This window comes from Janthinobacterium sp. PSRC1-1 (assembly GCF_049897525.1).
GTDB lineage: Bacteria > Pseudomonadota > Gammaproteobacteria > Burkholderiales > Burkholderiaceae_D > Janthinobacterium > Janthinobacterium tructae.
Window position 1 is genome coordinate 434,043 of record NZ_JAFCWK010000001.1, and the last position, 20,198, is coordinate 454,240.

At 65.3% G+C, this 20,198-nt stretch carries 14 protein-coding genes; 11 read left to right on the forward strand and 3 right to left on the reverse strand.

The annotated features are described in order from the left end of the window. Positions 1-4 precede the first annotated feature (4 nt). Positions 5-1,141, reverse strand: coding sequence for a succinylglutamate desuccinylase/aspartoacylase family protein (locus ACP7DW_RS02005; protein ID WP_426053617.1), 1,137 nt, complete (start codon positions 1,139-1,141; stop codon positions 5-7). A gap of 202 nt (positions 1,142-1,343) precedes the next feature. On the opposite strand from ACP7DW_RS02005, the gene ACP7DW_RS02010 reads away from it, so the two are divergent. From ACP7DW_RS02010 to ACP7DW_RS02020, 3 genes are all read left to right on the forward strand, one after another. After that, on the forward strand, positions 1,344-2,342 hold the full coding sequence (locus ACP7DW_RS02010; protein WP_426053616.1) for a MurR/RpiR family transcriptional regulator: 999 nt from the start codon (positions 1,344-1,346) through the stop codon (positions 2,340-2,342). Positions 2,343-2,377: 35 nt separating this feature from the next. Continuing rightward, positions 2,378-5,191, forward strand: a complete 2,814-nt coding sequence (locus tag ACP7DW_RS02015; RefSeq protein ID WP_426053615.1) for a TonB-dependent receptor — start codon at positions 2,378-2,380, stop codon at positions 5,189-5,191. A 145-nt stretch (positions 5,192-5,336) separates the two neighbouring features. Further along, entirely contained in the window at positions 5,337-6,590 is a 1,254-nt protein-coding gene (locus ACP7DW_RS02020) for a cyanophycinase (protein WP_426053614.1), read from the forward strand. 6 nt (positions 6,591-6,596) lie between these two features. Here ACP7DW_RS02020 and ACP7DW_RS02025 read toward each other — a convergent pair whose 3' ends face one another. Further along, entirely contained in the window at positions 6,597-7,781 is a 1,185-nt protein-coding gene (locus ACP7DW_RS02025; RefSeq protein WP_426053613.1) for a DUF418 domain-containing protein, read from the reverse strand. 8 nt (positions 7,782-7,789) lie between these two features. Then, positions 7,790-8,392 carry a TetR/AcrR family transcriptional regulator gene (locus tag ACP7DW_RS02030; RefSeq protein ID WP_426053612.1) on the reverse strand — a complete coding sequence of 201 codons (603 nt, stop codon included), beginning with the start codon at positions 8,390-8,392 and terminating at the stop codon, positions 7,790-7,792. Between the two features lie 215 nt (positions 8,393-8,607). Here ACP7DW_RS02030 and ACP7DW_RS02035 point away from each other — a divergent pair, with 215 nt between their 5' ends. The 8 genes from ACP7DW_RS02035 (at position 8,608) to ACP7DW_RS02070 (ending at position 20,196) form a co-directional block, all read left to right on the forward strand. Then, positions 8,608-10,047, forward strand: a complete 1,440-nt coding sequence (locus ACP7DW_RS02035; protein WP_426053611.1) for an IgA Peptidase M64 — start codon at positions 8,608-8,610, stop codon at positions 10,045-10,047. 430 nt (positions 10,048-10,477) lie between these two features. Then, positions 10,478-10,663, forward strand: a complete 186-nt coding sequence (locus ACP7DW_RS02040) for a hypothetical protein (protein ID WP_426053610.1) — start codon at positions 10,478-10,480, stop codon at positions 10,661-10,663. Then, positions 10,660-11,445 (forward strand): enoyl-ACP reductase FabI, encoded by a 786-nt coding sequence (fabI, locus tag ACP7DW_RS02045; protein WP_426053609.1) that lies wholly within the window; start codon positions 10,660-10,662, stop codon positions 11,443-11,445. Before ACP7DW_RS02040 ends, fabI begins: the two co-directional genes overlap by 4 nt. A 10-nt stretch (positions 11,446-11,455) precedes the next feature. Next, the gene (locus tag ACP7DW_RS02050; RefSeq protein ID WP_426053608.1) at positions 11,456-12,904 is read left to right on the forward strand and encodes an efflux transporter outer membrane subunit; all 1,449 of its coding nucleotides are present in this window, start codon (positions 11,456-11,458) and stop codon (positions 12,902-12,904) included. Between the two features lie 18 nt (positions 12,905-12,922). Then, positions 12,923-13,996, forward strand: coding sequence for an HlyD family secretion protein (locus tag ACP7DW_RS02055; protein ID WP_298409607.1), 1,074 nt, complete (start codon positions 12,923-12,925; stop codon positions 13,994-13,996). Between the two features lie 2 nt (positions 13,997-13,998). Continuing rightward, complete coding sequence (gene rbbA / locus ACP7DW_RS02060) at positions 13,999-16,746, forward strand: ribosome-associated ATPase/putative transporter RbbA (RefSeq protein ID WP_426053607.1); 2,748 nt, start codon at positions 13,999-14,001, stop codon at positions 16,744-16,746. Position 16,747: 1 nt separating this feature from the next. Continuing rightward, on the forward strand, positions 16,748-17,872 hold the full coding sequence (locus ACP7DW_RS02065) for an ABC transporter permease (RefSeq protein WP_426053606.1): 1,125 nt from the start codon (positions 16,748-16,750) through the stop codon (positions 17,870-17,872). Positions 17,873-17,919: 47 nt separating this feature from the next. Then, on the forward strand, positions 17,920-20,196 hold the full coding sequence (locus tag ACP7DW_RS02070; protein WP_426053605.1) for a DUF3141 domain-containing protein: 2,277 nt from the start codon (positions 17,920-17,922) through the stop codon (positions 20,194-20,196). Positions 20,197-20,198: the final 2 nt, after the last annotated feature.

A 20,198-nucleotide genomic window follows, 5' to 3' on the forward strand; every position in this document is an offset into this window, starting at 1 on the left:
ACATTTATTGGCTCAGCAGGCTGCCGCCGCGGAAGGCGATGGCGCCGGCGACCTTGCCGACGTTCATGCCGCGCAAGACGTGGCGGTGGGCGCTGCGCGCAAAGAAGACACCGGCGACGCTGCAGCGCAAGGTCGTCGTCTCGCCGCTGACCGGATCGATCAGGTCGGCCAGCGCATCGCCGGCGGCCAGCACCTCGCCCATTTCGCGCAGATACACCAGTACGCCGTGATGCGGCGCGAGGATAGGCTCCACGCCGGCCAGCGGCGTGGGCTGGCATTGTGGCGCGGGCAGGTCGTCGCCGGCGCCGGCGATCTCCAGCACGCCCTCGATGGCAAGAAAGCGCAGCAGGGCGGTGGCGTCGCGCTCTGCCAGGGCGTAGCTCACTTCCACTTCGCCGCGCAATTCGACGGTGGTCGACAGGCAGGCGGCGGGAATCGGATAGCGGCCGCCGAAGTGTGCGTCCAGGTCCCACCACAGGCGGCTGCAGGCTTCGTCGAACGGCTCTTCGCCGGCCGCCAGTTCCAGCAGCACGGCGCGCGCGCCCAGGAGCGCGGACAGGGGCGCGATCTGCGCCGCCAGCGGCGTGCCCGTATAGATGTGCAGGGCCGCCTCGTTATCGCAATGCAGGTCGAGCACGATGTCGGCATCGATGGCCATGCCCAGCAGCGTCTTTTTCAGCGTCTCCGCATCCGTGGACGGCCGCCAGGCGGCGACGGCGTCGCGCGCATGCTGGCGTATCAGCGCCACGTTGGCTTTCGCATCCTGCCCCAGCTGGCCATCGAGCGTGGTTTTCAGTTCATCGGCCACGTGGCGATAGGCGCGGTTGAAGTTGATGCCGGTGGTCAGGTCGAAGCGGCCGAACGGCGCGCCATGGATGGCTTGCGCCAGGCCGATCGGATTGGCGGCCGGCACCAGGATGATTTCGCCGTGCACCTTGCCCGCCGCCTCCAGCGCCAGCAGTTCGCGGCGCAGGAACTGCGACACCAGCATGCCCGGCACCTCGTCCGCATGCAGCGCCGCCTGGATATACACCTTCTTGCCGCTGCGGCTATTGGCCGCCGCACCGCCAAAGTGGAAGCTGCTCAATTGGCACGCGACGCTGGCGTGCGCGGTGGAGATGGGATGCTGTTGTACTTGCATGGTGAATTCGCCCCAAAACGGGGCGCGGTTGATGGATTTCGGTCGATTATGTAGCATTATTTTCACGAAGTAAATCAATGAAAATCCTTTTACAAATATTTGTTGAGTTTTCTTTTTGATATGAGTAAAGTGGGTTCCAGCGACCCGTTTTCGTCTTTTTATCCGTCATCCGCCATGCACAAGAACACAGGCCGCCAGTGATATGAAATCATCCGCCAGTCCTGCCCGTAACAGCTTCCGCCCGCCAGTGGCCGCCACCCTGTCGTCGCCCGATGCCGCCTTCGCGCAATCGCCGTTGGGGCAAACGCTGATGCACGTGCTGGCCAGCGGCTCGGCCTCGCAGCGGCAGATCGCCGATTACCTGCTGCGCAATCAGATGCGCGTGACGGCGCTGGGCATCGAGGAACTGGCCGACAGTTGCCAGGTCTCGACGGCGACCATCAGCCGCTTCGCGCGCGACATCGGGCAAAAGAATTATTCGGCCATGCGCAGCGCCATGGCCGAAACCCTGCAATCGCTGTTGCAGCCAGTCGACAAATTGCGCCGTACGATACAACGGCGCGCGCGCGCCACGTCACCGATCACGGAAAGCCTGGAATATGCGGCCGCGAATATCGCCGCCACGTCCGATGCCCTGTCGCCGCCGGCCATGCAGGCCGTGGTGCGGCGCCTGACGCGCGCCAAGGTCGTGTATGTGATGGGTTTTGGCCTGTCGGCCAATCTGGCGGGCATGCTGGTGCAGCATCTGCAGCCGTTTTGTCCGCATGTGGTGGAAGTGGTGGGCATCGGCGGTTCTGAAGTGGCGGCCGGGCACCTGGTCAACCTGACGGCGCACGACGTGCTGGTGGTGATCTCGTTCCCCCGCTATACGCTCGACTGCATCGGCCTGGCCAGCTTCGCGCGCGACCGCGGCGCCTGCATCGTGGCGCTCACCGACTCGCCCGCGTCGCCCCTGGCCGAACTGGCCGATCACGCGCTGTATGCACAAAGCACGCATCCCGTCCTGCCCAGCAGCGCCAGCACGGCGCTGGCCATGATCGAGGCGCTGGCCGTGGCGCTGATGGTGTCGAACAAGAAGAACGTTGAAAAAGCGGCCCGTCTGAGCGAAGTCATCGCCGCCTATCTGTACGGCGGCGAGCATGGCGTGCCAGGGCCCCGGACAGCAGTATCCAGGCAGCGCAAGGCAGTACAAAAATCATGATAAAAATCAGACATACACCATCGGGGAGAGATGCAATGCACATGAAAAGACAGGTCGGCCGTTCCGTATTGCCACGCGAGTCGGCGCTGGCGCATGCCATGCGCCTGGCGCTGGGGGCCGTGGGCGTGTCGGCGGCACTGGGCATGCTGGCCAGCGGCGCGCTGGCGCAGGCGCAGGTACAGGAGCAGGAGCCGGCGCGGGATGGCGAGCCGGCGCCGAAAAAAATGCAGCGCGTGGAGATCACGGGGTCGGCCATCAAGCGCCTGGAATCGGAGACGGCGCTGCCGGTGCAGATCATCACGCGCGCCGAGATCGACAAGGCGGGCGTGACGACGGCGGCCGAGCTGATGGCGCGCGTGTCGGCCAACGTGGGCGGCCTGACCGATGGCGTCAGCATCAACGTGGGCGGCGACCAGCGCGGCTTCAACAGCGCCAACCTGCGCGGCGTGGGCACGTCGTCGACCCTGGTGCTGCTCAATGGCCGGCGCATGGCCAACTTTGCCTCGCCCGGCGACGATGCGGGCGTGGACCTGAACAACATCCCCGCCGCCGCCCTGCAGCGCGTGGAAGTGCTGCTCGACGGCGCCTCGGCGCTGTACGGCACGGACGCCATCGGCGGCGTCATCAATTTTATTACGCGCAAGGATTACCAGGGCGTGGAGCTGAACGTCTACGGCAGCGGCACGCAGGAAGGCGGGGCAGGCAAGCGTACGGCCAGCATCACGGCCGGCACGGGTGACCTGGCGGCGGATGGCTACAATATCTTTGCCGTGGTCGACATGCAAAAGACGGACCGCCTCAGCTCCTCGCAGCGCAAGTTCATCCCGAACCTGCAGGTGCCGCAGCGCCTGGGGCATTTGCTGTCGAGTTTTACCAGCCCGGCGAATATCCGCCTCAGCGGCGCCCAGCGCACGCATTTGCAGGACAACGATTTCCAGCTCAACGGCCAGCCCATCACCAACCGGCAGATCAATCTGTCGATCCCGAACTGTTCGCCGCCGGCCAATCTGTACCTGCCGGCGGGAACGGGCGGCGTCGACGCCTGTACCTATGACTACATGGGCGACACGGAGCTGTACCCGAAGACGGACAAGCAGAACCTGCTGACGCGCGGCGTGCTGAAGCTGAACAACGACCACCAGCTGTATGCGGAGGTGGCGCTGAGCCGCTCGCGCAGCTATTACGTGGGTTCGTCGGCGCGCGTGATCGGCTATCTCGATTACAGCAAGGTGCCGCAGCTGGCCAATGCCGGCTTCGATACGGCGCTTGACGAGGATGGCGAACCGGTGGGACGCGAGCTGGAACTGCGCATGCGCCTGAACGAGGCGGGCATGCGCACCAGCGAGCTGACCAGCGAGAGCCAGCGCTTCGTGGTCGGCGCCACCGGCACGCTCGCCGGCTGGGATTACGACGTGGGCCTGAACCACAGCGTCAATGTGGTCAAGGACAAGGATACCCATGGCTATGTCCTGTACGACAAGCTGTTGGAAGGTATCGCCGATGGCCGCATCAATCCCTTCGGGCCATCGGGAACGGAAGGCAAGGCGCTGCTCGACAGCATCCAGGTCAATGATGAAGTACGGCATGCGCGCGGCGTCATGGACTCGCTCGACTTCAAGGCGTCGCGCGCGCTGATGGCGCTGGGCGGCGGCGATATGGCGCTGGCCGTGGGCGGCGAAGTGCGCCGTGAACGCACCGAGTTCCGGCCATCGGCGTTGCTGATGAGTGACAACATCAACAACGACGCGGCGCCCGAAGGCGGCGTGGCCACCAGCGACAGCCGCAACGTGCAAGCCATCTACAGCGAACTGCTGCTGCCGTTTACCAAACAGTGGCAGGCGCAGTTGTCGGGTCGCTACGACCATTACCAGCAGGTAGGCGGCGCCTTGAGTCCTAAAATCGGCCTGACCTACATGCCCAGCAAGCAGGTGCTGCTGCGCGCCTCGGCCGGCAAGGGCTTCCGCGCGCCATCGATGTCGGACCTGCACCGTCCCACCGCCTACAGCAGCACGGCGACCTTGCCCGATCCCGTGTATTGCGCGAGCGAGAACAATGACTATTCCGTCTGCGCCGATAACTGGGATACGCGCCGCTACAGCAACGACAAGCTGAAACCGGAGCGCAGCCGCCAGTTCACGGCCGGCCTGGTGCTCGAACCGAGCCAGCACTGGACCTTCAGTGCCGACTACTGGAACATCCAGCGCACGGACCTGATCAGCGAAATCGGCGACGACATCATCCTCGGCAACCTGGCCAAGTACGGCGACCTGGTGCATCGCAACAAGGACAATGAAATCGACTACATCGAGCTGCGCAAGGAAAACCGCGGTGCGCAAAAAGCCGCGGGCATCGATATCACGGCCGACCTGCATGGCGTGAAAACGGCGTGGGGGCGTTTCGGCGGCCACCTGAGCGGCACGTATGTGCTCGACTCGAAAATCCAGACCAGCCCTGGAGACGTTTTTATCAGTAACCTCAATAAATTCGTCACGGACGGCGTGGTGCAGCGCTGGCGCCATACGATCACGCTGGACTGGGACAACGGACCGTATTCGGCCAGCCTGTCGAACACCTATTCGAGCGGCTATGCTGACCAGAATTCGGCCATCAACACGGACGACGGCAGCGTCGTCAAGCCGAACCGGGTCAAGGCCTACACGCTGTGGGACATGTCGGCTGCGTATGCGGTCAGCAAGCAGTTCAAGCTGCGCGCGGGCATACAGAATCTGTTCAATACCAGCCCGCCGTACTCGAACCAGGCGTATTACTTCCTGTCCGGCTATGACCCTACTTATTCGGACCCGCGTGGGCGGCGCTTCTATGCCAGCGCCAATTACAGCTTCAAATAAGGCGGCAAAGCAGGAGATACCGCAATACGGCTGTCACACGCAGCGGGTAGCATCGTAGTCCGATGGCGTTGGGTTGCAAGCAGCAGTTTTGGCAGCAAGGGCGCGCGCCAGGCGCGTGCCCCTTTCCTTGTATTCGAGAGGCACCATGAAATCATCTTCAAGCCTGTATCACACCTTCCGCGCCGCGCTGCTGTTCGCGCTGGCATTGTGCTGCTTCCATGCCGTGGCGGCGCCCGGCGGCAGTGCCATCGGCAGCGCGCCGCAGGGCACCCTCGTCATCATCGGCGGCGGCCTGCGCGCCGACAATGCCGAAGTCTGGCAGCGCATCGTCAAGTTGTCGGGCGGGCCGGGCGCGCGGATCGCCGTGCTGGCTTCGGCCGCGATGAATCCGGAAAAATCGGGTGAAAGCATCATCCAAAAACTCAATCAATATGGCGCCGATGCCTTTTTCGTGCCGCTGGCCGTCAAGCTGCCCAATCGCGATTACCGCAAGGCGGCCGAAGATCCGGCCATCGTCACGCAGATCAAGTCGGCCAGCGGCATCTATTTTGCCGGCGGCGACCAGGGCCGCATCACGCAAGCCTTGCTGCGCCCGGACGGCAGCCGCACGGCCGCGCTGGAAGCCATCTGGTCGGTCTACCGCAGCGGCGGCGTGATCGCCGGTTCCAGCGCCGGCGCCGCCATCATGAGCACCACCATGTTCTACGATGCCAAGCCCGTGCTCGACATGCTCAAGATGGGCGTCACGGACGGGCGCGAGATTGCGCCGGGGCTGGGCTTCATCGGCAGCGATGTCTTCGTGGACCAGCATCTGCTGGTACGCGGGCGTTTTGCGCGCATGATTCCCGTGATGCTGAAAAAAGGCTATCACCTGGGACTGGGTATCGATGAAAACAGCGCCATGGTGGTCGACGCCATGCGCGACGTGGAAGTCATCGGTTACAGCGGCGCCTTGCTGATCGACCTGTCGGGCGCCATCAGCGACCGTGGCGTGAAAAATTTCAATATCAGCAACGCCGCCATCAGCTATCTGGACCGGGGCGACAAATTCAACCTCGTCACGCGCGTGTTTACGCCGTCGCCGGACAAGGCCGACAACAAGCTCGATCCGAACCAGCCCGACATGCGCGAACCCGTGTTTACCAACGATATTCTCGGCAATAACGCCGTGCTCGACCTGATGGGCAACCTGATCGACAACGCCCAGCAGGAAGCCATCGGCATCGCCTTCGGCAACCCGCGCGACCCGTACCCGGACCTGGGCTTCGAGTTCCGCTTCAGTAAAACGGTCAACAGCGTCGGCTACAGTTCGACCGAGGCGGAAGCGTATTCGGTGCTGAAGCTGCGTCTCGATATCCGTCCGATCCAGCTGCGCCAACCGCTGTACCGCTACAAATAGGCGCCGCTACCGCCGCCAGCGCGGCCACGCGGCGATCGTCAATGCCCGCAGCAGCCACTCGACGGGGCCATACGCGTGGCCGCGCAGCCACCAGCGGCTCAGTGGCAGCTGCACGCAAAAGAGGATGACAGCCAGCGCCAGCGCAGCGAGCGGCGAGACGCTGCCCATCAGCCGCGCGCCATACGCGAGGAACAGCCAGGCACAGATGGCCGACTGCAGCAGGTAGTTCGACAGGGCCATGCGGCCCGTATCGGCCAGCAGTGCAAACAGCGTGCCGTCGCGCAGGCGCTCGAACAGGGCCAGCGCCAGCGCCAGGTAAGCGCCCGCCAGCAGCGGCGCACTCGCCAGTCCCACGGCCAGTCCCGCCACCTGCCATGCCTGGCTTTGCGCATACACGGAGGTCCACGCATAGAAGGCGGCGCCGGGCAGGCCCACCAGCGCGCCGGCCCACAGCAGGCGGCGGCGCAGCGGCAGGTATGCGCTGGCGTGCAGCAGCATCTCGCGCTTGCCGGCGGCCAGGCCGCACAGGAACATGGCCAGTGCGCACGGCGCTTGCACCAGCAGCAGGACGATCCAGATGTCGCTCAGTTCACGCAGGTGCTGGGTAATCACGGTGGCCGGCGTGGCGCGGTAGGCGGCCAGCGCGGCCGCCGCCTTCTGCGCCATCGCCACGGCGTTGTCCGCCGCGTCGCCCGCCGGCTGCAGGCTTTGCAGCCAGGCCATCGATGCCCAGAACCCCACGCAGACGGTGACGAGCACCAACGCCAGTGACAGCGCCTGGCGTTCGCCGCAGCGGTGCAGCACCAGCAGCACGATGCCCAGCACGGCGTAGGTGGTGAGTATGTCGCCATGAAACAGGAACACGGCATGCAGGGCGCCGATCAGCCACAGGCCAGCTTGCCGGCGCAGCATGCGCGGCACGAACGGCGCGTCGGCGCGCGCCGCCGCCTGCATCTGCAAGGTGAAGCTGTAGCCGAACAGGAAGGAAAACAGCAGATAGAACTTGGTCTCGAACAGCAGCGCGACGAGAAAATGCGTGGCGCGGTCCACGCCGCCGTGAAAGGCCGGATCGGTCAAGCCCAGGCCGAACCACGGCGTGGCGAAGGCACCGATATTGACGACCAAAATGCCGAACAGGGCGCAGCCGCGCAGGGCGTCGACGTCGGCGATGCGCGTCGGCGGGGTTTGCATGGCGCCGCTCATGCCAGGGCAGGGCGCAGGAAGCGCGCCAATAACAGGTGCAGGCTGGCGCGCTGCGCCGATGGCGCGTAATGGGGATCGACGGCGACCCGGTTGAAGATGCCGTCGATCAGCGCGGCGATCCAGCCGGCCGTTTGCGCGGGGTCGAGCGCGGCGTCGACCTGGCCTCGCGCCGCAGCGCTTTCCAGCAGCGCCTGCACGCCGGCGCGCAGCACGGCATCGTTGCGCGCCACCCTGCCCGCGATATCCGGATCGCGCATCGCTTCGGCGGCAATGTCCAGCGCCAGTCCCGCCACATCCCCGTCGGCCGCCAGCGCCAGCACCAGGTCCATGAAATCGAGCAGGGCGCCGTACGCATCGGCGCTGCCTTGCACGCCGGCGAAATAGGCGGCCGTCTCGCTGCCTTCCTGGTCGACGATGGCAGCGATGATGGCTTGCTTGGTGGGGAAGTAGTGAAACAGGTTGCCCGGACTCATGCCCGCTTGCGCGCAGATGGCGGCGGTGCTGGTCTGGTGAAAGCCCTTGCGCGCGAAGCAAGTGCGCGCGGCGGCGAGAATGGCGTCGCGGCGGGCCGCGTGTTTGCCGGGATCGATGGTGCGCATGGCGATGGGCTCTCCTTTTAATTGATCGACTAGTCAGTCTAATATAAAACGATAGTCTCGCATGGTCAAGCGTAGCGTGTGAAATGGGCGCTTTGCACGCTCGCTTCCTCTCGCTACAATGTGCCGCAGCGGTTTTTTCCGCGCCGGACGGCAGGCCCGCCGATTGTTTGGAAAACCGTTCCCTTCACCTGTTTTTCTACCGTTTTAGGAATGACATGCAGCAGACCCCGATTCGATCCTTCCTCTGCGCGCTGGCGCTGGCCGCTGGCATCGTCCCTGCCGCGCAGGCGGCCACTGCGCCGCCGGCCACCATGCGCCTCGATTACCAGCACAGCGGCAATGCGCTGGGCGAGCATTATGCGGTCGAGCGCGTGCTGGTCGAGCCCTTGCCATGGCCGGGCAACCCGGCGCGCCCCATCGATGACAGCAACCGTGGCAACAATCTGCTGGAAGTGGTCGATATCCAGTCGGGCAAGGTGCTGTATTCGCGCGGTTTTTCCACCATCTTCGGTGAATGGGCCAGTACCGACGAAGCGAAAACCACCACGCGCGCGTTTCAGGAGTCCGTGCGTTTCCCGCAGCCCGAGCAGCCCGTGCGCGTGCGCATCCTCAAGCGCGACGAGCGCGGCCTGTTTTCCGTTGTGTGGAGCACCGATGTCGACCCGGCCGCGCAGGACGTGATCCGCAAGCAGCCGCCGGCACCCGTCAAGCCGATACCGATCCGCATCAGTGGCCCCTCGTCCGGGAAGGTCGACCTGCTGATCATGGGCGACGGCTACACGGCCGCCGAAATGGGCAAGTTCGAAGCGACGGCGCGCAAACTGGCCGAACACCTGTTTACGGTCTCGCCGTTCCGCGAACGGGCCAATGACTTCAATGTGTGGGCCATGGCCGCGCCGACGCAGGAATCGGGCGTGTCGCGTCCATCGACGGGCGTGCACCATGCGTCGCCGCTGGGTACGCGCTACGATATTTTCGGCAGCGAGCGTTATGTGCTGACGACGGACAACCGCGCGCTGCGTGACCTGGCGCAGTATGCGCCGTATGAATTCATCGAAATCCTCGTCAACAACGACACCTACGGCGGTGGCGGCATCTTCGGCCAGTTCAGCACGGCCGCAGCCAACAACGACTGGGCCAATTACCTGTTCGTGCATGAATTCGGCCACCACTTTGCGGGCCTGGCCGACGAGTACTACACGTCGCCCGTGGCCTATCAGTCGAATGGCGAGCGGCAGGAACCGTGGGAGCCGAACGCCACGGCGCTGCGCGATCCGGCCAGGCTGAAATGGCAGAACCACGTCAAGGCCGGCACGCCGCTGCCCACGCCATGGCCGAAGGAGGCGTATGACAGCCATGCGCGCGAATACCAGAAGCAGCGCGCCGCCCTGCGCGCGGCCAACCGCCCGGAAAGCGAGATGAGCGACTTGTTCAAGGCCGACCTGGCGTACACGCAGCAGCTGTTCTCGAAGGCGCCGCAGCGCCATGCGGTGGGCGCCTTCGAAGGCGCGAACTACGAGTCGTCCGGCTACTACCGCCCCGAGATGCAATGCATCATGTTCGACCGCAGCGAGACCTTCTGCGCCGTATGCCAGGATGGCATCAGCACCATCATCGACCTGTATTCGCGTCCCGCCGCGGCGCCGCGCCAATAAGGCCATTCAGCGCAGTTCCGCAAGGCATGGCGGGCCATGTTGCAATGCAATAGCATGGCCCCCATTCCATCTCTCCCCCGCCGCCTGCCATCGGCCGGCGTCCAGCGCTGCTTGTTTTTCAAATAATGCCCATCTGCGCCGGAAAAGTCCCTTTTCTTCCTGCCAGCCCAGCGGTATTATCAAATACGCACGCCCGCACGCTTGCCTGAAAAATATTTCATTTAGTTAATATTGAGGTAAAATTTGATTTACATCAATGCTGCATTGCCGCAATCGCACTTATAGTTGACCTAGCTCAAAGCGTCATGGAATGCGTATCGGACTCATCACGAATCACGCGTCTAAATGCTGTAGAGTAATTTCGCCCCGTACCAGTTCCCCGAGAATGCACTGGTGCTGGCCTCGAATTTCAGTGACGGAAGCCCGATTCATGAAGATGCAGATCCCCGCGCCTGACGCGTGCAATACCTTACACCCCCACACTCCCATTGCCTTGCCGTATGCGCGCGCCGGCGGCGTCACGCTGGCCATGTGCGCCGCCGCCATGCGCGCCGGCGCGGTGCGATGCGTGAACGCGGCCACGCCCTGGCCCGCCCTGCGTCCGAATCAACCATGACGGCGTCCGTGCCGCCATTCCTGCCATTGCGGGGAAAACGCGGGCTGGTGGTGGGCATCGCCAACGCGCAAAGCATCGCCTGGGGCTGCGCCAGCGCCTTGCGCGCGGCTGGCGCCGAACTGGCCGTGACCTGGCTCAATGACAAGGCGCGTCCACATGTGGAGCCGCTGGCGCAGCAAGTGCAGGCGGCCATCATGGCGCCGCTCGATGTGGCCGTGCCGGGCCAGCTCGAAGCGCTGTTTGCGCAGATCGAGCAGCAGTGGGGGCGGCTCGATTTCGTCGTCCATTCCATCGCTTACGCGCCCAAGCAGGACTTGCATGGCCGCGTCACGGACAGTTCGGCCGACGGCTTCGCGCAGGCGATGGATATCTCCTGCCACTCCTTCATGCGCATGGCGAAACTGGCCGAACCGCTGATGCCGGACGGCGGCAGCCTGATGACCATGAGTTACCTGGGCGCCGAAGAAGTCATCGCCGACTATGGCCTGATGGGTCCCGTGAAGGCGGCGCTGGAAGCATCGGTGCGCTACCTGGCGGCCGAACTGGGTCCGCAAGGCATCCGCGTCAATGCCATCTCGCCGGGGCCCCTGGAGACGCGGGCCGCTTCCGGCATTGCCCATTTCGACCGCCTGATGGCCGACGCCATCGAACGCTCGCCCATGCGCTGCCTGGCCACCATCGAGGACGTGGGCGCGCTGTGCGCCTTCCTCGCCGGCGACGGCGCGCGCGCCATCACGGGCGGCACCTTGTATGTCGACGGCGGCTACAACATTCTGAATTGACTGGAAGAAGATGATCATGCCTGTTCCCGCTTTATCTGCGTGCGCCAGGATGGCCGCGCTGGCCACTGCACTGGCCGCCACGCTGGCCCTGACCGGCTGCACCTCGATGGCGCCGCCGTACGCGCCACCGCCGCTGCCCGTGGCGGCGCAGTATCCGGAAACCGATCCCGCCGGCGCGCGCGCGGCGGACATCGCCTGGCAAGCCTATTTTGCCGACGCGCGCCTGCAGGCGCTGATTGCGCAGGCGCTGGCGGGCAACCGCGATATTCGCATCGCCGCCCTGCGCGTGGAAGAGGCACGCGCCGCGTATGGCATCCAGCGCGCGGAACAATTCCCCACCATTGCGCTGGGCGCCTCCGGCAGCCGTACGCGCGTGCCCGGTGACCTGAGCGTGACGGGCCGCCCCATGACGAGCGCGCAGTATCAAACGGGCTTGAACGTGAGCGCCTGGGAGCTCGATTTCTGGGGCCGCGTGCGCAGCCTGAAGGACAGCGCGCTGCAAACCCTGCTGGCCAGCGACGAGGCACGCCGCGCCGTCGGCGTGGCCCTGGTGGCGCAGGTGGCCAATGGCTACCTGAGCTTGCGCGAACTCGATGAACGCGTGGCGCTGGCGCGCGCCACGGTCGACAGCCGCGCCGAGTCGCTGCGCATCTTTACGCGCCGCTTCGAGGTCGGTTCGATTTCCAAGCTGGACCTGACGCAGGTGGAAACGCTGCTCAGCCAGGCACTCTCGCTGTCGGCGCAGCTGGAGCAGGCGCGCGCCGTGCAGGCGCACGCGCTGGCCCAGCTGGTGGGCGGCCCGGTCGACCTGACGCCAGACACGCGCCGCTTCGACGACGCCAGCGTGCTGCAGCCGCTGCATGCGGGCCTGCCCTCGGCCTTGCTCACGCAGCGTCCCGACCTGATGGCGGCCGAGCATCAGCTGCGCGCCGCGCAAGCCAATATCGGCGCCGCGCGCGCCGCGTTCTTTCCGACCATTTCGCTGACGGCCGCCTACGGCACGGCCAGCGCGGAATTGAGCGGCCTGTTCGATTCTGGCAGCGGCGCCTGGAATTTCGCGCCGCGCCTGGTGCTGCCGATCTTTGACGCGGGCCGCATCCGCGCCAACATGGACCTGGCCGAGGTACGCCGCGACGTGGCCGTGGCCAATTATGAAAAGAGCGTGCAGGGCGCGTTTCGCGAAGTGGCCGACGCCTTGTCGAACCGGCGCTGGCTGGCGCTGCAGGTCGACATCGGCAAGACCACCCTGGCCGCGCAGAGCGAACGCGCGCGCCTGGCCAAGCTGCGCTATGACAATGGCGCAGCGCCCTACCTGGAAGTGCTCGATGCCCAGCGCGACCTGCTGACGGTCGAGCAGCAACTGGTGCAGACGCGCCGCGCGCTGCTCTCCAGCCAGGTCAGCCTGTATGCCGCGCTGGGCGGCGGCGCGCCTGTCGCCGCCGCCGCTTCCACCCACTAATTTGATCGGCCCGATACCATGAATGCACAACTGAAGAAAAAAATCATCCCCGCGGCGCTGGTCGTGGCCGTTCTCGTGCTGGGCTATGTGGCCTGGCAAAAAATGCGTCCCACTGGCCCCGGTGAGGGGTTTGTCAGCGGCAACGGCCGCATCGAAGCGACCGAAATCGACGTCGCCACCAAGCTGGCCGGCCGCGTCAAGGAGATCCTCGTGCGCGAGGGCGACTTCGTCAAGGCGGGCCAGCCGCTGGCCACCATGCAGGTCGATTCCCTGGTGGCCCAGCGCGACGAGGCGCGCGCGCGCCAGCAGCAGGCCTCCGACGCGGTGGTCGGTGCGCAGGCGCAGGTGGCCGTGCGCGAGAGCGACAAGGCGGCCGCGCTGGCCATGGTGGCGCAGCGTGAAAGCGAACTCGATGCGGCCCGCCGCCGCCTGGCCCGCTCGGAAACCCTGTCGAAAGAGGGCGCGTCCTCGGTGCAGGAACTCGACGATGACCGCGCCCGCGTGCGCAGCGTGGCCGCGGCCCTGAATGCGGCCAAGGCGCAGGTCACGGCGGCGCAGGCGGCCATCGATGCGGCCAAAGCGCAAGTGGTCGGTTCGCGTTCGGCCGTGACGGCCGCCGAAGCGACCACCGCGCGCATCGACGCCGACCTGGCCGATGGCCAGCTGGCGGCGCCGCGCGACGGCCGCGTGCAATACCTGGTGGCGCAGCAGGGCGAAGTACTGGCCGGTGGCGGCAAGGTGCTCAACCTGGTCGACCTGTCGGACGTCTACATGACCTTCTTCCTGCCCGAGACGGCGGCCGGCAAGGTGGCGATGGGCGGCGAAGTGCGCATCATCCTCGATGCGGCGCCCAATTACGTGATTCCGGCGACGATCTCGTTTGTCGCTGCCAGCGCGCAGTTCACGCCGAAGACGGTGGAAACGGCCAGCGAGCGCCAGAAGCTGATGTTCCGCGTGAAAGCGCAGATCAGCCGCGAGCTGCTGCAAAAGCACCTGGCGCTGGTGAAAGTGGGCTTGCCCGGCGTGGCCTGGGTGCGTCTCGATGCGCAGCAGGCATGGCCGGCTGAACTGACGGCCAAAGTTCCGCAGTGACCATGGACGTGACCCCATTTGTCGTCAGCATCAAGGGCGTCAGCCAGCATTACGGCAAGACGGTGGCGCTCGACGCCATCGACCTCGATGTGCCGGCCGGCTGCATGGTCGGCTTGATCGGGCCCGATGGCGTAGGCAAATCGAGTCTGCTGTCGCTGGTGGCCGGCGCGCGCGCCGTGCAGCAGGGCAGCGTCATGGCGCTGGGCGGCGACATGCGCGATGCGCGCCATCGCGACGCTGTCTGTCCGCGCATCGCCTACATGCCGCAAGGCCTGGGCAAGAATCTGTATCCGACCCTGTCGGTCGAGGAAAACCTGCAGTTTTTCGCGCGCCTGTTCGGCCACGATGCCGCCGAACGCCGGCGCCGCATCGACCAGCTGACCCGCAGCACTGGCTTGCAACCGTTCCTGGCGCGCCCGGCGGGCAAGCTGTCGGGTGGCATGAAGCAGAAACTGGGCCTGTGCTGCGCCCTGATCCACGATCCCGACCTGCTCATTCTCGATGAACCGACCACCGGCGTCGATCCGCTGGCGCGGGCCCAGTTCTGGGACCTGATCGCCGGCATTCGCGTGCAGCGCCCGCAAATGAGCGTGATGGTCGCCACCGCCTACATGGATGAGGCGCAGCGCTTCGACTGGCTGGTGGCCATGGATGACGGCAAGGTACTCGATACGGGCACGCCGGCCGAACTGCTGGCGCGCACGCAAAGCGACAACCTGGAGGCGGCCTTCATCAAGCTGCTGCCCGAAGCCAAGCGCGCGGGTCACCAGCCCGTGGTCATCACGCCGCTGGACGCTGCCAGCGCGCAGGACGTCGCCATCGAGGCGCAAGACCTGACCATGCGCTTCGGCGATTTCACGGCCGTCGACCATGTGAATTTCCGCATCGGCCGCGGCGAGATCTTCGGTTTTCTCGGCTCGAACGGCTGCGGCAAGTCGACCACCATGAAGATGCTCACGGGCCTGCTGCCGGCGACGGAAGGCAAGGCCTGGCTGTTCGGCAAGGAAGTCGATTCCAGCGATATCGACACACGCCGCAGGGTCGGCTACATGTCGCAGGCGTTCTCGCTGTACAGCGAACTGACGGTGCGCCAGAACCTGGTGCTGCATGCGCGCCTGTTCCACGTGCCGGAGGCGCAAATCGCCGCCCGCATCGACGAAATGGCGCAGCGCTTCGACTTGCGCGCCGTGATGGACGACTTGCCCGACAGCCTGCCGCTGGGCATACGCCAGCGGCTGTCGCTGGCCGTGGCGATGGTGCACAAGCCGGAGATGCTGATCCTCGACGAACCCACGTCCGGCGTCGACCCGATCGCGCGCGACAATTTCTGGCGCCTGATGATCGAGCTGGCGCGGCGCGACCGCGTCACCATCTTCATCTCCACCCACTTCATGAACGAGGCCGAGCGCTGCGACCGCATCTCGCTGATGCATGCCGGTAAAGTGCTGGTCAGCGATGCGCCGGCCGAACTGGTACGCAAGAAGGGCGCGCCCTCGCTGGAAGCGGCCTTCATCGCCTATCTGGAAGAGGCGGGCGGCGGCACGGCAGCGGCCGAAGCGCAGGAAAGCGAGGCGCCGGGGCAAAAGGCGGCAGTGCAGGCGCCGCAGCAGAAGCAGCAGCGCAGCCGTTTCAGTCTGGGGCGCATGCTCAGCTACATGTGGCGCGAAACGCTGGAATTGCGCCGCGACCCCGTGCGCCTGACCCTGGCGCTGGGCGGCTCCGTGCTGCTGTTGTTCGTCATCGGCTTCGGCATCAGCCTGGATGTGGAAGACTTGAGCTATGCGGTGCTCGACCACGACCAGACCACCCTGAGCCAGAATTACACGAACAACCTGGCCGGTTCGCGCTACTTCGTCGAGCGCCCGCCGTTGCGCGACTATGCCGATATCGACAAGCGCATGCGCAGCGGCGAACTGTCGCTGGCGATCGAGATTCCGCCCGGCTTTGCGCGCGACGTGCAGCGCGGCGCGCCAGCCCAGGTGGGCGCCTGGATCGACGGCGCCATGCCGATGCGCGCCGAAACCGTGCAGGGCTACGTGCAGGGCATGCATCAGCTGTGGCTGGCCGACCAGGCCCTGCACCGCTATGGCATCACGATGAGCAATCCCGTCGCCATCCAGACGCGCTACCGCTACAACCCCGACGTGAAAAGCCTGCCGGCCATGGTGCCGGCCGTGATTCCCCTGCTGCTGCTGATGCTGCCGGCCATGCTGGCGGCGCTGTCCGTGGTGCGTGAAAAGGAACTCGGTTCCATCATCAACCTGTATGTGACGCCCGTCACGCGCCTGGAATTCTTGCTCGGCAAGCAGGTGCCGTACGTCGTGCTGGCCATGTTCAACTTCGCCCTCATGGCGCTGCTGGCGGTCACCGCCTTTGGCGTGCCGATCAAGGGCAGTCTGCCGACCCTGATCGGCGCCACGTTCATCTTCAATATCTGCGCCACCGGCATCGGCCTGTTCGCTTCGACGTTTACGCGCAGCCAGATCGCAGCCCTGTTCGTGACCATGATCGGCACCATGATCCCGGCCATCCAGTTTTCCGGCCTGCTCAATCCCGTCTCCTCGATGGAAGGCGTGGGCAAGGCGATCGGTCTGATGTACCCGGCCACGCACATGCTCAATATCAGCCGCGGCGTGTTCAACAAGGCGCTGGGATTCGGCGACCTGCACGCCTCGTTCTGGCCCCTGATCGTGGCGATCCCCGTGATCCTTGGCGTGACGGTGGCGCTGCTGAAGAAACAGGAGAGCTGAGATGCGCCATCTTGAAAACATCTACCGCCTGGGCGTGAAGGAAATCTGGAGCCTGATCCGCGATCCGATGATGCTGATCCTGATCCTCTACACCTTCACTTTGGCCATCTACGTGGCCGCCACGGCCAAGCCGGAAACCCTGCACATGGCCTCGATCGCCATCGTCGACGAGGATGGCTCGCCGCTGTCGGGGCGCATCGCTTCGGCCTTCTTCCCGCCGCAGTTCACGCCGCCGGCCATGATCAACCAGAGCCAGGTCGATGCGGGCCTGGACGCGGGCCAGTACACGTTTGTCCTGACGATCCCGCCCAAGCTGCAGGCGGACGTGCTCGGTGGGCGCCAGGCGGAGCTGCAGCTGAACGTCGACGCCACGCGCATGAGCCAGGCCTTCAGCGGCAGCGGCTATATCCAGCAGATTGTCGCCGGCGAAATATCCGAATTCGCCAAGCGCTATCGCGGCGCGGCCGTCTCGCCGGTGGAGCTGGTGATGCGTGCGCGCTTCAATCCTTCGCTGAGCCAGGCGTGGTTTGGCTCGCTGATGGAACTCATCAACCAGGTGACGATGCTGTCGATTATTTTGACGGGTGCGGCGCTGATCCGCGAGCGCGAACACGGCACCATCGAGCACTTGCTGGTGATGCCCGTGACGCCGGCCGAGATCATGCTGGGCAAGGTCTGGTCGATGGGCCTGGTGGTGCTGCTGGCCGCCGCCCTGTCGCTGAACCTGGTGGTGCGCGGCATGCTGCACGTGCCCATCGAAGGCTCGATCGCGCTGTTCCTGTGCGGCGCGGCGCTGCACCTGTTCGCCACCACGTCGATGGGCATTTTCCTCGCCACCGTGGCGCGCAGCATGCCGCAGTTCGGCATGCTGCTGATCCTCGTGCTGCTGCCGCTGCAGATGCTCTCGGGCGGCAGCACGCCGCGCGAAAGCATGCCCGAACTGGTGCAGAACATCATGCTGATCGCCCCGACCACGCATTTCGTCGAATTGAGCCAGGCGATCCTGTACCGGGGCGCCGGCATCGACGTGGTGTGGAAACCGTTCCTGGCCCTGCTGGCCATCGGCACGGCCTTGTTTACCTTCGCGCTGGCGCGCTTTCGCAAGACCATCAGCCAGATGGCTTAGCCCCCGCGCCGGAATGTTCCGGCGTTTTTTGCATGAAAAGGATAGCCATGAAGATCGAAACTGCTCCATTTTTCTCCACCGGCGGCTTGCCGTCGCTGGGCGTGCTGGGTGACTATGCGCGCGACTCGTGGCAGCGCATCGTGCTGTACGCGGACGTGATGCGCCGGCGCGGCAACCAGTACCAGGAGCATCTGGCCGAGGAAGTGCCGAACGTGCTGGACTTCCCCGCCGAACTGGTGATGTCCGGCCTGGAGCTGGCGCGTCCCGTCAACTACGGCCTGGCGCGCATATTGACGCCCGATGCGCCCGAGCCTGATCCATCGAAGCGCCCTTTTGTTGTCGTCGACCCGCGCGCCGGCCACGGCCCCGGCATCGGCGGCTTCAAGGCCGAGAGCGAAATCGGCGTGGCCCTGCGCGCCGGCCATCCGTGCTACTTCGTCGGCTTCCTGCCCGATCCCGTGCCGGGACAGACGGTGGAAGACGTGATGCACGCCGAGGCGGCCTTCCTGGAAAAAGTCATCGCCCTGCATCCGCTCAGCGAGGGCAAGCCCGTCGTCATCGGCAATTGCCAGGCGGGCTGGCAAATCCTCATGACGGCGGCCATGCGCCCGGAACTGTTCGGCCCCATCATCGTGGCCGGCGCGCCCGTGTCGTACTGGGCAGGCTGGCATGGCCGCAATCCGATGCGCTATGCGGGTGGCCTGATGGGCGGCAGCTGGGCCACGGCCCTGGCGGGCGACCTGGGCAAGGGCCGTTTCGACGGCGCCAGCCTGGTGCAGAATTTCGAAAAGCTGAACCCGGCCAATACCCTGTGGAGCAAGCAGTACAACCTGTACGCGAACATCGATACGGAAGCGCCCCGCTACCTGGAATTTGAAAAATACTGGGGCGGTCACGTGTTCCTCAACGACGTCGAGATGCAGTACATCGTCGACAATCTGTTTATCGGCAACCGCCTGGCCACGGCGGAGTTGATCACCTCCGACGGCGTGCGCCTGGACTTGCGCAATATCCGTTCGCCCATCGTCGTGTTCTGCTCGAACGGCGACAACATCACGCCGCCGCCGCAGGCGCTGGGCTGGATCACGGACCTGTACCGCGACGACAACGATGTGCTGCTGCACGACCAGACCATCGTGTACGCCGTACATGACAGCATCGGCCACCTGGGCATTTTCGTCTCGTCCAAGGTAGGGCACAAGGAGCACCAGAAATTTGCCAGCAATATCGACCTGATCAACCTGCTGCCGGCCGGCATTTACGAAGCGCGGATCGTCGACAAGACGCCCGATACGCCGAACGCGGACCTGGCCAGCGGCGACTACGTGCTGCAGGTCGAACACCGCGGCATCGACGATGTGCGCGCCATCGTGCAGCCAAGCGTGGAAAATGACCGCAAATTCGCCGCCGCCGCGCGCGTGTCCGAAGTGAACCTGGCTTTGTACCGCACGTTTGCGCAGCCGTGGGTGCGCGCCATGGTCACGCCGCAGTCGGCGCGCTTCCTGCAACTCACGCATCCGCTGCGCGTCTCGTACGAGCGCTGGACGGACCACAATCCGCTGGCCAAGCTGGTGGCCAAGGAGGCGGAAAAAGTGCGTGCGCATCGCCAGCCGGTGGCGCCCGACAACCCGCTGCTGGCCATGCAGGAGGCCTTCTCCGATGCCATCACGGCCGGCTTGAACAGCTGGCGCGACTGGCGCGATACGGTGCAGGAAACGACCTTCGACCTGGTGTACGGTTCACCCCTGGTGCAGGCGCTGACGGGACAAGCCCTCGGCGACACCTCGCCGCCGCGCCCGCATCCCGGTATCTCGCCCGAGCATTGCGAATACGTGCGTTGCGAAACGCGCAAGATGGACGAGGACATGCAGCATGGGGGCCTGGTGGAAGCGGCCGTGCGCGCGCTGTTCTACATCTACCGCTTCCGCATGATCGCCGACGAGCGCAGGGTCAACCTGGCCCTCAAATTGGTCAAGCCGCAGTACACGCAGGGCTTCAGCATGGAAGAATTCCGCGGCATCGTGCGCCAGCAGGCGCGTTTGATGCTGCATGATTTCGATGCCGCCATCGCCGCCTTGCCGACCTTGCTGTCGCGTGCCGAACCGGATGCCATCGGCGCGCTGGGCGAATGGCTGCAGCAAGTGCTGCAAGTGCCCGAAGCGCCGACGCCGGACGAGGAAGCGAGCCTGCAGCAGATGCTGGAGGTGTTCGAGCGTGCGATCAAGGCGCACGCGAAGGCGCTGCCACCGGCCGCGCATGCATCTCAAACTGCGTCCCAGCCTGCTATCCAGGCCAAACCTGCCAAAAACACTACCTCTGCCTAGAA

What these genes read in the sequence shown, in the direction of transcription:
- ACP7DW_RS02005 (WP_426053617.1), bottom strand. Translation starts at nt 1,141, where the DNA reads ATGCAAGTACAACAGCATCCCATCTCCACCGCGCACGCCAGCGTCGCG.
- ACP7DW_RS02010 (WP_426053616.1), top strand. Translation starts at nt 1,344, where the DNA reads ATGAAATCATCCGCCAGTCCTGCCCGTAACAGCTTCCGCCCGCCAGTG.
- ACP7DW_RS02015 (WP_426053615.1), top strand. Translation starts at nt 2,378, where the DNA reads ATGCACATGAAAAGACAGGTCGGCCGTTCCGTATTGCCACGCGAGTCG.
- ACP7DW_RS02020 (WP_426053614.1), top strand. Translation starts at nt 5,337, where the DNA reads ATGAAATCATCTTCAAGCCTGTATCACACCTTCCGCGCCGCGCTGCTG.
- ACP7DW_RS02025 (WP_426053613.1), bottom strand. Translation starts at nt 7,781, where the DNA reads ATGCAAACCCCGCCGACGCGCATCGCCGACGTCGACGCCCTGCGCGGC.
- ACP7DW_RS02030 (WP_426053612.1), bottom strand. Translation starts at nt 8,392, where the DNA reads ATGCGCACCATCGATCCCGGCAAACACGCGGCCCGCCGCGACGCCATT.
- ACP7DW_RS02035 (WP_426053611.1), top strand. Translation starts at nt 8,608, where the DNA reads ATGCAGCAGACCCCGATTCGATCCTTCCTCTGCGCGCTGGCGCTGGCC.
- ACP7DW_RS02040 (WP_426053610.1), top strand. Translation starts at nt 10,478, where the DNA reads ATGAAGATGCAGATCCCCGCGCCTGACGCGTGCAATACCTTACACCCC.
- fabI (WP_426053609.1), top strand. Translation starts at nt 10,660, where the DNA reads ATGACGGCGTCCGTGCCGCCATTCCTGCCATTGCGGGGAAAACGCGGG.
- ACP7DW_RS02050 (WP_426053608.1), top strand. Translation starts at nt 11,456, where the DNA reads ATGATCATGCCTGTTCCCGCTTTATCTGCGTGCGCCAGGATGGCCGCG.
- ACP7DW_RS02055 (WP_298409607.1), top strand. Translation starts at nt 12,923, where the DNA reads ATGAATGCACAACTGAAGAAAAAAATCATCCCCGCGGCGCTGGTCGTG.
- rbbA (WP_426053607.1), top strand. Translation starts at nt 13,999, where the DNA reads ATGGACGTGACCCCATTTGTCGTCAGCATCAAGGGCGTCAGCCAGCAT.
- ACP7DW_RS02065 (WP_426053606.1), top strand. Translation starts at nt 16,748, where the DNA reads ATGCGCCATCTTGAAAACATCTACCGCCTGGGCGTGAAGGAAATCTGG.
- ACP7DW_RS02070 (WP_426053605.1), top strand. Translation starts at nt 17,920, where the DNA reads ATGAAGATCGAAACTGCTCCATTTTTCTCCACCGGCGGCTTGCCGTCG.